The sequence below is a fragment of the Gemmatimonadales bacterium genome, assembly GCA_041390145.1.
Taxonomy (GTDB): Bacteria; Gemmatimonadota; Gemmatimonadetes; order Gemmatimonadales; family GWC2-71-9; genus SPDF01.
In genome coordinates this window covers 1-11,865 of the sequence record JAWKQM010000019.1, presented here as the reverse complement: position 1 = coordinate 11,865, position 11,865 = coordinate 1, and the positions used below count along the sequence as shown (strand labels likewise).

Genomic DNA, 11,865 nt, shown 5'->3' with positions numbered 1-11,865 from the left:
GGGAGTCGCGGCGAGCTCAGGGCACCGGGGCGGGGCCGCCGTGCCAGTCGACCAACTGTGCGGCGACCTCGGAGAGCGATGCCATGTCCCGGAGGACCGCCAGTCGATAGACCGGGACCCTCGATGCCACCCAGGCTGCCCTTCGCAACAACTCCGGCCCTTCCCCGGGCCCGAGCATCTCCGGAATCTTGCTCTGGCCCACCAGCGCGGCAGTGGCGGTCGGCGTGGGGAGTTGGGCCCGGTACACGGAGGCCCCACTCGCGATGCTGCTGGCCGGGGTGAGCAGATAGATGGCGGACAGGGGACACGCGCACTCCTCCAATTGGTCGTCCGGCAGGTCCGTCAGGACGAACTTCCCGTCGGGCCGCTGCTCGGAGGGCAGGCGACCGGCAAAACGGTGCGCGATGTCCGCATGCATCCGGATGCTGTGAACGCCGGGCCAGACGACGGGCTGCTCATCCAACACCACTGGGATTGCATCGTCGGAGAGCAGTCGCCCACCGGCGGCGGTCAGTGCCAGACCAAGGGTGGACTTACCCGATCCCTTGGGAGCCATGAACGCAACCGCGCCTTCAGCCAGGCTCACCGCGGAGCCGTGGAGCACGAGCTGCCCGCGGAAGTGCAAGCTGGTCGCAAGGACCCGGCCAAGGAGGTGCGCCCGAAGAAAGTCCGGCGATCCATCGGGGTAGGGACTGGCAGTGATGACCGAACCGTCCTGGTTCAGGCTGAACTCGGCGGTATCATCGACGATGATCCGCCAGCCACCGGCCATCTGATAGAGGGTTGCTGCGTAATTCTCGTACAGGTGTTGGCTGCCCATTACCACACCTGTTGGACGCCGACCACGCTGGGCCGGCCCCGCCATGGATATGGTCCAGGCAGCTACGCCGGGGTCCGCGCGGCGCAGCTCCGGCAGGGAAAAGTCGGCCGAGAGGAGCTGACCGTAGGCGCGGTACCAATTCACAGGGGGAAAACCGGAGGGGAAGCTAAGTAGCTTCCCCACCTTGGCTTCAGCTGCAGTTCGTGCCGTTGAAGGTGCAACCGAGGTTCCCGTCGATGAACTTGAAGAGGCCGTCATCGGCACCCTCAAAGCCCGCCAGGGTGAGTTCCCTCAGCGACCCGAACCGCTGGAGCGTGGGCTTCTGATACATGCAGCACCTCCTGAAACAGGGGATTTCTGGGAGAAATGCTGGCACCCGCCCAGATCCGGAAAGCATGCCAACGATTGCACTTTTGCAAGGTTCGGGCCTGCCTGCGCATCAGGGATGGCTGCGGAGCCAATACTCCGCCGAGAGGACGTCGAACACAGCCACCCCCTCGCTGCTCTCCCAGGGCGGGTTCCGGAGGTAGCGATCCAAACTTTGCCGCAGCTCCCGAGGCTGAACCAACCCCAGGTCAGCCAGGCGCATGTCGCTCCCCAGACGGTCAAACCACTCCGGCAGCACGGCTGGCAGTTCATCGACGAGATAGCCGCCGGGGAGTCCGGTCCGGTTGCTGCGAGGCGCGAGATGTTCGGCCGGGAGGAGGCCTGCGAGTGCCTGCCTCAGCAGTCGCTTGTTCTCCGCCATCGAGTAGCGGTCTTCCCGGGGACGGCGAGACATCAGGTCCAACACGCGCCCATCGTACATCGGTGACCGCGACTCGACTCCCCCGCCCAAAGAAAATTCACCCACGAGACTGACGATCTGCTGCCCCGCGGAGGTGTGGAGATACCACGCGGCCTCGGCCGACGCAAGACTCTCCCCCGGCCTCCGGTTGGAGAACTTCCACTGTCGCGCCTGGACGTCCGCGGCAAGCGCCGGACCTCCCCCAAGCCACGCCGGGGCCGAACGCTGAAGATGTTGCTTGAGGTGTCTGCCCCCACGCAGGCGGCGCGCCACCTCCAGCAGGTACGGAGGGAGATTGGGCTTCACCGCCCAGTGGAAGAGCGGACGCAGGCCCTTTGGGCCGAAGCCCAGTGCCCTGAGTTCACGCCACAGCGAAACCCAATGTCCCCGGCGGAGCAGGTCCCCCAGGAAGATGCCGGAGACACCGAAGAACTGGTCGCCTCCATTGCCCGAGAGCGCTATCCGCGCGCCGAGCCGCCGCGTGCCGGCCATCAGTGCCCGGTTCCAGTTCTCGTAGGGATGCGCGGCGCACTGGTCTCTCCGCCGGGCCCACTCGGCCGGATCAGGCAGCGGGGGCAGACTGGCACGCGCCACCCACTCGACAGGCGCACCATAGTGACCGGCCACCCGTTCGATCAACTCATCCTCACGGCCCTTGTCGCCGACCGGGTAGCTCATCGAGACCGGGAGCAACTCCTGTCCCACGCCCCTGTTCGTTCGACCCAGCGCGAAGATTGCGGGGGAATCGTAGCCGCCGCTCATCCAGACCGAGCTCACCCCACTCGAGGCCAATCGCTCCCGTACCGCCTGACCGAGCACTTCACGAAGGCGTTCGGCGGCCTCCTGCGGGCCTACGTCGTCCAGCCGCTCAAACTGCGGCGCCTCAGCGAACCGCTGTACGACTGGCGTACGCCCGGGACTCCAGCGCACCATGCATCCGGCTGGAACGCGACTGACGGCCCTGAATTCTGTCTCCTCCACCAGCGTCGACGCAGCGCTGATCAGGCTGCACGCCAGTGCGGCGCGATTGATGTCGCGCGGGATTCGCGGATACGCCAGCATGGCGGTGAGACATGAACCGACTACCAGCTGGTCCCCGACCTGGCTGAAGAAGAGCGGCCGGCCGCCATGGAGGTCACGCGCTCCTACCAGCAGATGTTCTCGCCGATCCCAGAGGATGAACGCGAAATCTCCCTCCAGTCGCTTCACCCTCCACCCCCACGCCCGGTATGCCGCGGCGATCGTGGTGGCTCGGCGATGATCCTGTCGGTTCGATGTTTGCCCCACGCAGAGCTTTCCGGAGATCGTCGCGATAATAGAGACCGGCGTCCGCCGCCAGCACAACGATGAGGTCGCCCTCGTCAAGCACCTTGCACACCGTCGGCGAAGTCCGGGCCGAGTTCCCGTACTGTATCGGCAGGCTCCGATCCAGGAGCCCTGCGAGCTCCAGGTGTCATCGACGTCCGCGCCGCGACGCAATGGCCCGTAAGGCATGAGATGAAATCGGATTTCTGCAGGCAGCCTGGAGCTTAAGGACGATCGCGTAGACCTGCTCAACTGGCCGCCTCACGCGGGTCTGCGGTGCGGGAGCGGAACGGGTTCGGGCGACCAGGCCGTTCTGCTTCAACTCTCCAAGAAGCTCGACGACGTCCGCCTGGAGTTCCGCTGTCGACGTCCGGGAAGTCCTTCGCGAGCGCCGCGCAGAGGCCTTCGAGCGAATCGTGCGCAGGGGAAGAAGCGCCCAGATGCGCACCCACCCCGTTGAGACCAGCGGATCTCCTGCTCAGTGGAGAGCAGGACGGCGCCCTCCTCCACTGTAGAAGACGACCGCGGGCGCGGGCGTCGGAAGGGGCGTCATTGATCCACGAGGTCAGTCAGCCATGTGTCACCAGGTAGTGAGGGAGCAAGCGTGGCCTGCGGCCAGGAAGCGTCGTTGCAACTCAACCCGCGAGCGCAGAGAAGTCGCGGAGGGGGTGTAGCGCCGCACTCGCCATTTCATCACCAACAACTCCGGCCGTCGAGCTCGATCCACGCGTGCGCCAACAGCCGGAGACAGGCCTGACTCCGAGCCCGCACGACCGCCGCATCCGGCGTTGGCGCGGCGGATCTGGCGCTCCAGCGACGCGGCCCCGACCAGGCAGGCCGGAAGACACCAAAGCGAAGCGACCCGATCCACGGCGGTGGCGAGGCGCTCCAGCCGGGCGTCATTGCGAACGCCGTTGTCGACGGCGCCTCACTCAACGGCCTGAGCAACTCCCCGGGGAGGACGGCGCTGCACGGTCCAGAGCGCGGCGAGCAGATTCCACCGCCAGGACCAGATCTGCCGCCTCTGTGGGCGTCAAATTGAAGAGCCACAGAGTGAGCCGAGGGAGTGCGATCTCAGACAAAGATGCGTCCTTTGGCAACGAGGTAGGAAAGCGGCCAGCCAAGCCATCGGGCAAGTAGTTCCTCGCCTCGAACCCACATCGTGAACACCATAAACCTATCCATCACAAGTGCTTGTGGAGATCGCCAAAACGGAAGCTCGGGGCGCCTTGGCGAGCCGCGAACCATGGCGTCGAAGGATCTGTTGAGGCATCACTCACAGTCCGCTGGGGGCCACCTGCTGGACGAAAACACAACACCCCGCCCCTCCTCTCGGAGAACGGGGCTTGTGCACTTCAGGCAGACTCTCCGGGGTCAGACCCGCGCGTTGGCCACCGCGCGAACCATACGTCGCTCTGCGAGATGACCCCGCGAGCAGCTCGCCGTCCTTCTCGACGAAAAGTCGGTGCACGTTTGCGTACATCTGCTGCGCCGCCTGCTTGACCTCCGCCTGCGGGCTCGATGGTCATCGGCTTCGGGCGTCATCAGGTCGCGCACGAGCATCCTCAAAGAGCACCCCGGCTCGACGTCCTTGACCCCGCTCCGCCAGCGCCGTCAGGATGTCGCTGCGGAGAACACCCCCACCAGGTGCATGGTGGCATCGACCACCGGCAACCCCGTCACATGGGAGTCTGCCAGGGAGAGGATGGCCTCCGAGACCAGGCTATCGCTGGGGATCGTCACCAGGTTCGACTGCATCAGCTCACTGACCCGCATCATGACCTCCCCAAGCAGAGTCACCCTCAACCTACCCCCGCACTGGTCCCCAGACCGAACTGGTCGTGAACGGGGCTTCACGGGGTCATCACCTCCCTTTACCATCCCTTCCAGATTCCAAGTCATGAATACCCGCCCCCACCTCGACCCCCGAGCTCCTGCAGAATTCCCCTGGCTGGCCCCCGGATCCCGCGGAGCAGGGAGGCCGAGCATCCGCATCCCAGGGCACTGGTCCATCCGGTGCGCCGGTGGCCCCGGAAGCGGAAAGCCCCTGATCAGCCCTCCCCCAAGGGGGGATGAAGCGCCAGCACCGGCACTTCCGACCCGCGCACCACCTTGTCGGTGACGCTCCCCAGCATCAACCGCTTGACCCCCAGGGCCCCTCGCGTCGCGATCGCCACGCAGTCGGTGGCCTCCGGCCTCGCCTGGTCGAGGATGGCCTGCGCCGGCGAGTCCGAGACCACCACCGTGGTGCTCACCCGGCACCCCCGGCGCTCCAGCCGGTCGGCCACTTCGTCAAGATAGACCGCCGCCGCGCCGCGGCCCTGCGCAGCCCCATTGGCCTCCGGCGCCACCACCCGCAGCAGCGCGATCTCGGCGGTCGGCGGGGGACAGAGCGCCAGCGCCGGCTCAAGGACCGCCTCGGCCCGTTCCGACCCGTCGAGCGCGATCAGCATCCTCCGGAAGGCCATGCGGCTGTCATGTACCGGCTCCTCCTTGTGCCGGAGGAGGAGCAGCGGCACGTCGAGATGCCGCAGCAGGTGGTCAGCCACACTCCCCAGCCAGAATCGGCTCACCGCCCCCCGACCATGCGTGGTCATCACCACCAGCCCGGCCCCAAGCCGCGTCACATATGCGCCGAGTGTCTCGGCGACCGGGCCGTCCAGGATCTTCGTTTCGACGTGGATGCCGTACTCGAGCCGCATCCGCTCCGCCACCTGCGCCAGGTACTGCTCTTCCCCCTCCCGGGCCAGGCGGTCGATCTCGTCGATGGCGGTGGCCATCGCCGCGGAGTCGGCGTTGGGGGCGATGGGATGGTGGACAAGCACCATGTGCAGGACCGCGCCGACGCGACGCGCCGTGGCACAGGCCGCCCGCAGCGACTCCTCCGCGAGCCGGGATCCGTCGAGCGGTGTCACGATGGCGCGCACAGGCGCAGCTCCTCATGGAGGGAATGCTGCAACGTGCGCCGCAGAGTATGAAGGAATGTTGAAATCAGATGGAACGGGCCTTTCGGCCCGCACTCAGGCGAGGGTGTCGCGCAGCTCCGCAATGAATGCGTCGACGTCATCCTCGGTGGTATCAAAGGAACACATCCACCGCACCTCCCCCGCCCCCTCGTCCCACACATAGAAGAAGCGCCGGGCCTGCAGCGCGGCGATCCTCCCCCTCGGCAAGCGGGCGAAGACGGCGTTCGCGTCCACCGGCTGCGTGATCGTGACCCCCGGCACCGTGGCGGCCCCCTCGGCGAGACGCCGGGCCATGCGGTTGGCGTGCCGGGCGTTTCGCAGCCAGAGCCCGTCGGTCAGGAGGGCGGCGAACTGCGCGGCGATGAAGCGCATCTTCGAGGGAAGCTGCATCGCCTGCTTGCGGCCGAAACGGACCGCCTCGTCCCTCGCCGAATCGAAAAAGACGACCGCCTCCGCCGCCATGGCGCCGTTCTTGGTGCCGCCGAAGGAGAGGACGTCCACCCCGACATCGGCGGTCAGGGCGCGGAGCGGGAGGTCGAGCGCCGCCGCCGCGTTGCCCAGGCGCGCCCCGTCCATGTGCAGGAGGAGGTGGTGCTCCCTGGCCACCGCCGAGAGCGCATGGATTTCGTCGGCGGTGTAGAGGGTGCCGTATTCGGTGGACTGGCTGATGGAGATGACGCGGGGCCGGACATGGTGGGCGGCGTGATCGATGCTGGCCGCCGACGCGGCGGCCCTGACCTGCTCCGGGCGGAGCTTCCCGTCAGCTGTCGGGAGCGGGAGGAGCTTGGACCCGAGGAATCGCTCCGGCGCGCCGCATTCGTCCACGTTGATATGCGCGGTGGCGGCGCAGAGCACGCCGTCCCACGGATGGAGCAGCGCGCCGAGGCCGACGACGTTGGCCCCGGTCCCGCCGTACACCAGTTCGGTCGATGACGTGTCGCCGAACTCCTTCCGGAACAAATCAAGCGCCGCCGCGGTCCAGCGGTCGGCGCCGTAGGCCAACGCATGCCCCTCGTTGGCCGCCGCAATGGCCGCCAGCACCTCCGGATGGATGCTGGCGGAATTGTCGCTGGCAAAGTGTCGAGCCGGCGACATCAGGATGCTACTCAGTGCGGCGAGGTGGGCGCCGTCGTCGGTGCCTGGGCCGCTTCCGCCGGCCAGGTATTGTCGGCCGGATTGTTGTCGGGGAACCGCCGCTCCGGGTCGTAGGTGACCCGCTCGATCTTCCGGCCGCCGAAATTGAGCTCGGCCACGAAGGAGCGGCTGCCACTGAACCAGACGTCCACCGGATAGGTGACGAGGGCGGTGTTCCCGGTGACGACGGCGTTCGCCATCGGCTTGATGGCAGGACCGTCGGCCGCGAACTCCACCTGCAGGATGACCGGCGCCGGCATCTCGCCGGCCTGCTTGACGGTCACGTAGGTCTTGCCGCCGGAGTTGGTGACGGAGGCAATCGAGCCGTCGGACGACTCGGTGGTGAAGAGCCAGTAGTACCAGAACCAGCCGAGATCCATCTGGAACTCGCGGTTCATGGCGAACATGAAGTCCCACGGCGAGGGGTGCTTGAACCGCCAGGTCTTCGCATAGTTGGACATGGCGCGGGTGACGTTCGAGTCACCCACGATGCCGCCCAGCATCGAGAGCATCATCGGCGCCTTGCCATACGTGGTGAAGCTGTACATTGGTCCGTCGTAGTTGGCGTCGGTCATCATGTTGGTTTCCGACTCGTTGCCCGAGATGCGGCCGTAGCGCTGGCCGACGCCGTTCAACTCGGCGGGCTTCATCTGGTAGGCGGCGCCCGAGAGGATGTTCATGTAGCTGTTGAACCCCTCGTCCATCCACCCGTACCAGGTCTCGTTGACGCCCACCATCATCGGCCACCACTGGTGCCCGATTTCGTGGTCGGTCACGCCGAAGCCCGGGCCGCTCATCGTGAGCATCGGGTACTCCATGCCGCCCTCGGGCCCGTCCACCTGGGTGAAGACCGGCCAGGCGTACGGCATCCACAGATTCGAGTAGAACTCGAGGGCGTGCCGCGCCATGGCGCCGGTCTGCTTGTACCGGCCGTTCTCCGGGAGGTAGAGGAGGTAGATCGGGATCGGTCCGCGACCGGGAATCGTCGCGCGGGTGGCGTCCCAGACGTATTCGTTGGAAGCGGCCCAGGCGAAGTCGGCCACGCTGTCGGCGACGAAGTGCCAGACCAGCCGGGAGCCGGCCACGGTGCTGGTGCCCGCCGCCCGCTCGTCGGGACCGACGATCACGATCTGGCTGTCGCTTTCCGTCGCGCGACCCAGCCGCTCGAGGACCATCGGGGTGAGCACGTCGCCTGAGTTGACCAGCTGCCCAGTGGCGCCGACCAGCCAGCCGGCAGGAACGTCGATCCGGACGTCGAACTTGCCGAAGTTGTTGTAGAACTCCGAACCGCCCATATACGGGTCACGGTCCCAGCCGCGGAGGTCGTCGTAGTTGGCCACACGCGGGTACCACTGGGCCTGCTGGAAGAGCTTGTTGCCCCAGGCGCCCATCCGGTCGCCCCGGGTGCCCTCGGGGATGACGGGCACCTTGAACGCCCAGCTCACCTCCAGGGTGCCGGTCCCACCGGCGGCGATCGGCGTCTCGAGTCGCACCCGCACCAGCGTGGTCTCGTTCCAGAGAGGCGACAGGCTGTCCACGTTGATATCGCGCCCGTTGGCCTTCATCCGGGTGATCGTCATCCCGGAGGTGGTCGCGGCCGCGGGCCGGGACCGGGGCGCCTTCGGGGTGAACATGTTCTGGTCGAGACGGATGGCGAGCATCGTCAGCGCCGAGTCGCTCGGATTCGTGATGGTCACCGTCTCCCGGCCGGACACGATGCCGGTGACGGGATCGAGGCGGGTGTCGATCGAGTAGTCGGTCCGGAGCTGCCAGTAGTTGGCGCCGGGCCGGCCGGTGGAGTCGCGTGTGCCGGCCTGAAGCCCGCGCTGGAAGGCGTTGGTGATCGGGATGGTCCGGCGGACCGCGCGCTCAGGGAGCTGGGCGGCAAGCGGGCCGGCGGCGGTCAACGTGGCGAGGAGGAGGACTGGAATGCGCATCGAACGCTCGTGACGGAGAGTTGGGGGGTAGAGGGAATCTGTAACCTAGGCGCGTGGGAGGCAGAATGGTACGGTGGGGGTCCGGCTCAGCGGGTGGGGATGTTGGACCGGCCCCGGGGGCGGCGGCGGCCAGGCCAGATCGAGCGCGGTGTCGACCAAGCGCGGGGAGAGAGGCGTACCGGCACCGCGGCACGGGGCCGACGGGTGACGGGACGGCGACACATTCGCTAACGCTCCCTGAGCAGGGTCCGCATCCGGATGGCCAGCGCCTCGATTTCTCGAATGCTGGTGAGCGTCTCGGGGTCGAGCTTGGATTCGTTAAGGAGGAGCAGCTGCGCCTCCGCCAGCAGGGCGGAGAGGGGATTGGCCAGGTCGTGCCGAAGCCGATTGATTGTTTCGGTATCGCTCATGCTATTCGAGCGAACGGTAGAGGTCGCGGAAGTGATGCTCGCGGAGCGACCGCACCGACTCCCAGAGATCCTGCTCCCGGGCACCGCAGAAGATCTCGAACGTCTCGCGGGGCACGTCGACATCGGCCGCCTGGAACTGGAGCTTCCCGCGCCAGATGCGATGCTCGTCGAGCCGCAGCACGAGGCGGACGGTGAGGGTCTGTCCAGCGTATGTCAGGGTCGGGAGGTCGAGAAGGACCGGCTCGCGGGCATCGCGGGCCAGGGTGGTACGGAGCGTCTGTGCCGGCATAGCAAAGCCTCCCCAGAAGCCGTTGGCGGACGGCTTACCGTCAGGTGGAACCTCGCTAAAGATATGGTATTGTGGGAATTACGCAATAGTCCCAAAGTGCTTTGGGAGGCTGGGCAGGGGGGCAGCGGGGCAGCGGGACAGCGGGGCAGCGGGGCAGCGGGGCCGAAGGTGTGAGTTGCCGGCACCCCGGGCAAGCCCGAATCCAACTTTGGCGTGCTCCTTGACGGATCTCTGGCGAAGCCGTAGCTTGGTGATACCTCTAAGCATCTGTAGTCAATCTCCCCAGAGACACGAGTACGTCGCCCCCGCCCTTGCGGGGCACTCCCCATAGACGGTCAATACCCGATCACCGCACTGGATATCTCCATCCCGCACCTCCCTGCCACCGGCCCTTGTCGGGCTGGCCGCCCCGTTTCGGAGCCACATCCGTGGATATCGCCGAGCTAAAACAGAAGTCCGTCGCCGAGCTGCAGACTCTCGCCGAGCAGCTCAACCTCACCAATTATTCGGGGCTCCGGAAACAGGACCTCATCTTCCGCATCGAGCAGTCGCTGCTTGACTCGGACACCGTCATCCGGGGCGAGGGCGTGCTCGAGATTCTGCCCGAGGGGTACGGCTTCCTGCGGAGCCAGGACTGGAACTATCTCTACGGCCCCGACGACATCTACGTCTCCCCCAGCCAGATCAAGCGCTTCGACCTCCGCACCGGCGACACGGTGATGGGCCAGGTGCGGCCGCCGAAGGAGGGGGAACGCTACCTGGCGCTCCTGAAGGTGGAGAGCGTCAACTTTGAGGAGCCGGAAAAGACCAAGCACCGGATCGCCTTCGACAACCTGCGGCCGCGGTATCCCGACAGCCGGATCCGGCTGGAGCAGAGCACCGGCGACCTCGCGATGCGGGTGGTCGACCTCCTCTCCCCGATCGGCAAGGGCCAGCGCGGCCTGATCGTGGCCCCGCCGAAGGCCGGCAAGACCATCCTCCTCCAGAAGCTCGCCAACGCCATCAGCGAGAACCATCCCGAAATCGTCCTGATCGTGCTGCTCATCGACGAGCGGCCCGAGGAAGTGACGGACATGGAGGAGAACGTGAAGGCGGAGGTCATCTCCTCCACCTTCGACGAGCCCGCCGACCGGCACGTGCAGGTGGCGGACATGGTCATCGAGAAGTCGAAGCGGCTGGTGGAGCATGGGCGCGACGTGGTGATCCTCCTCGACTCCATTACCCGCCTGGCGCGGGCGCACAACGTGGTGGTGCCGCATTCGGGTAAGATTCTCTCGGGCGGCGTGGACGCCAACGCGCTCCAGAAGCCGAAGCGGTTCTTCGGCGCGGCGCGCAACATCGACGGCGGCGGGTCGCTGACGATCATCGCCACGGCGCTGGTGGACACCGGCAGCCGGATGGATGAAGTCATCTTCGAAGAGTTCAAGGGCACCGGCAACATGGAACTGGTCCTCGACCGGCGCCTGGCCGACCGCCGGATCTACCCCGCCATCGACATCCAGAAGACCTCCACCCGCAAGGAAGAGCTCCTGATGGACAAGGACGAGCTCAACCGGGTGTACCTGCTGCGGAACTTCCTGGCCGACATGCCGCCGGTCGAGGCGCTCGAATTCCTGCTGGAACGGATGAAGCGCACCAAGACCAACAAGGAGTTCTTCGCCACGATGGCGCAGTAGGGGCGCGGATCATCATTCCCCGCGTGGGTCGCATCCTGGCGCTGGACTGGGGCGAGATTCGATTCGGCGTGGCGCGTTCCGACGAGGGCCAGATCCTCGCCTCGCCCCTCACCACCCTGACGCGCCGGGCCGGCAAGCGCTTCCCGATGCCGCAACTGCTCGCGCTCCTCGACGCCGAGCCGGTGGTCGGCATCGTCGTCGGACTCCCCATTTCACTCGAAGGCGCCGAAACCCCCTCCAGCGAGGCGGCACGCGCGCTCGCCGACCATGTCGGCCGGCGCACCGGACTGCCGGTGGAGTTGGCGGACGAGCGGTTCACGACCGCCATCGCGCTCGACGCGGTGCGGGAAATGGGGGGAAGCACCCGGGGGCGGAAATCGGATGTCGACGCGCTCGCCGCCACGGTCCTCCTGCAGCAGTACCTCGACTTCCGGCGCGCCCCCACTCCATGAAGCGCCTGCTCGCCGGAGGCCTGCTCCTCCTCGCCGCCTGTGGAGGCCCCGCCTCCGACGCCCCCCTCGAACAGGTCGTGATTCCCGCC

At 66.9% G+C, this 11,865-nt stretch carries 11 protein-coding genes; 2 read left to right on the top strand and 9 right to left on the bottom strand.

Features of this window, described 5'->3' with window-relative positions:
* Window positions 1-16: 16 nt before the first annotated feature.
* The 9 genes from R2910_13505 to R2910_13465 form a co-directional block, all read right to left on the bottom strand.
* Window positions 17-820 carry a hypothetical protein gene (locus tag R2910_13505; protein ID MEZ4414000.1) on the bottom strand — a complete coding sequence of 268 codons (804 nt, stop codon included), beginning with the start codon at window positions 818-820 and terminating at the stop codon, window positions 17-19.
* Window positions 821-1,010: 190 nt separating this feature from the next.
* Entirely contained in the window at window positions 1,011-1,151 is a 141-nt protein-coding gene (locus R2910_13500) for a lasso RiPP family leader peptide-containing protein (protein ID MEZ4413999.1), read from the bottom strand.
* Between the two features lie 108 nt (window positions 1,152-1,259).
* On the bottom strand, window positions 1,260-3,101 hold the full coding sequence (locus tag R2910_13495) for an asparagine synthase-related protein (GenBank protein MEZ4413998.1): 1,842 nt from the start codon (window positions 3,099-3,101) through the stop codon (window positions 1,260-1,262).
* Between the two features lie 1,425 nt (window positions 3,102-4,526).
* A complete protein-coding gene (locus tag R2910_13490) occupies window positions 4,527-4,688 on the bottom strand; it encodes a CBS domain-containing protein (GenBank protein ID MEZ4413997.1) in 162 nt (53 codons plus the stop codon).
* Window positions 4,689-4,963: 275 nt separating this feature from the next.
* Window positions 4,964-5,839, bottom strand: coding sequence for a universal stress protein (locus R2910_13485; GenBank protein ID MEZ4413996.1), 876 nt, complete (start codon window positions 5,837-5,839; stop codon window positions 4,964-4,966).
* 93 nt (window positions 5,840-5,932) lie between these two features.
* Entirely contained in the window at window positions 5,933-6,973 is a 1,041-nt protein-coding gene (locus tag R2910_13480; protein ID MEZ4413995.1) for a low specificity L-threonine aldolase, read from the bottom strand.
* Between the two features lie 11 nt (window positions 6,974-6,984).
* Window positions 6,985-8,949, bottom strand: coding sequence for a M1 family metallopeptidase (locus tag R2910_13475; GenBank protein ID MEZ4413994.1), 1,965 nt, complete (start codon window positions 8,947-8,949; stop codon window positions 6,985-6,987).
* A 227-nt stretch (window positions 8,950-9,176) separates the two neighbouring features.
* Window positions 9,177-9,359 (bottom strand): hypothetical protein, encoded by a 183-nt coding sequence (locus tag R2910_13470; protein ID MEZ4413993.1) that lies wholly within the window; start codon window positions 9,357-9,359, stop codon window positions 9,177-9,179.
* A 1-nt stretch (window position 9,360) separates the two neighbouring features.
* A complete protein-coding gene (locus R2910_13465) occupies window positions 9,361-9,648 on the bottom strand; it encodes a hypothetical protein (protein ID MEZ4413992.1) in 288 nt (95 codons plus the stop codon).
* Between the two features lie 428 nt (window positions 9,649-10,076).
* Between R2910_13465 and rho the strand changes: the two genes are divergently transcribed.
* Window positions 10,077-11,324: a transcription termination factor Rho gene (gene rho, locus R2910_13460; protein ID MEZ4413991.1), complete on the top strand. Its 1,248-nt coding sequence runs from the start codon at window positions 10,077-10,079 to the stop codon at window positions 11,322-11,324.
* A 23-nt stretch (window positions 11,325-11,347) separates the two neighbouring features.
* The gene (gene ruvX, locus R2910_13455) at window positions 11,348-11,776 is read left to right on the top strand and encodes a Holliday junction resolvase RuvX (protein ID MEZ4413990.1); all 429 of its coding nucleotides are present in this window, start codon (window positions 11,348-11,350) and stop codon (window positions 11,774-11,776) included.
* Window positions 11,777-11,865: the final 89 nt, after the last annotated feature.

Excerpts from the sequence above, each read along its gene's own strand:
- R2910_13505 (MEZ4414000.1), bottom strand. The coding sequence starts at position 820 with ATGGGCAGCCAACACCTGTACGAGAATTACGCAGCAACCCTCTATCAG.
- R2910_13500 (MEZ4413999.1), bottom strand. The coding sequence starts at position 1,151 with ATGTATCAGAAGCCCACGCTCCAGCGGTTCGGGTCGCTGAGGGAACTC.
- R2910_13495 (MEZ4413998.1), bottom strand. The coding sequence starts at position 3,101 with ATGCCTTACGGGCCATTGCGTCGCGGCGCGGACGTCGATGACACCTGG.
- R2910_13490 (MEZ4413997.1), bottom strand. The coding sequence starts at position 4,688 with ATGCGGGTCAGTGAGCTGATGCAGTCGAACCTGGTGACGATCCCCAGC.
- R2910_13480 (MEZ4413995.1), bottom strand. The coding sequence starts at position 6,973 with ATGTCGCCGGCTCGACACTTTGCCAGCGACAATTCCGCCAGCATCCAT.
- R2910_13475 (MEZ4413994.1), bottom strand. The coding sequence starts at position 8,949 with ATGCGCATTCCAGTCCTCCTCCTCGCCACGTTGACCGCCGCCGGCCCG.
- R2910_13470 (MEZ4413993.1), bottom strand. The coding sequence starts at position 9,359 with ATGAGCGATACCGAAACAATCAATCGGCTTCGGCACGACCTGGCCAAT.
- R2910_13465 (MEZ4413992.1), bottom strand. The coding sequence starts at position 9,648 with ATGCCGGCACAGACGCTCCGTACCACCCTGGCCCGCGATGCCCGCGAG.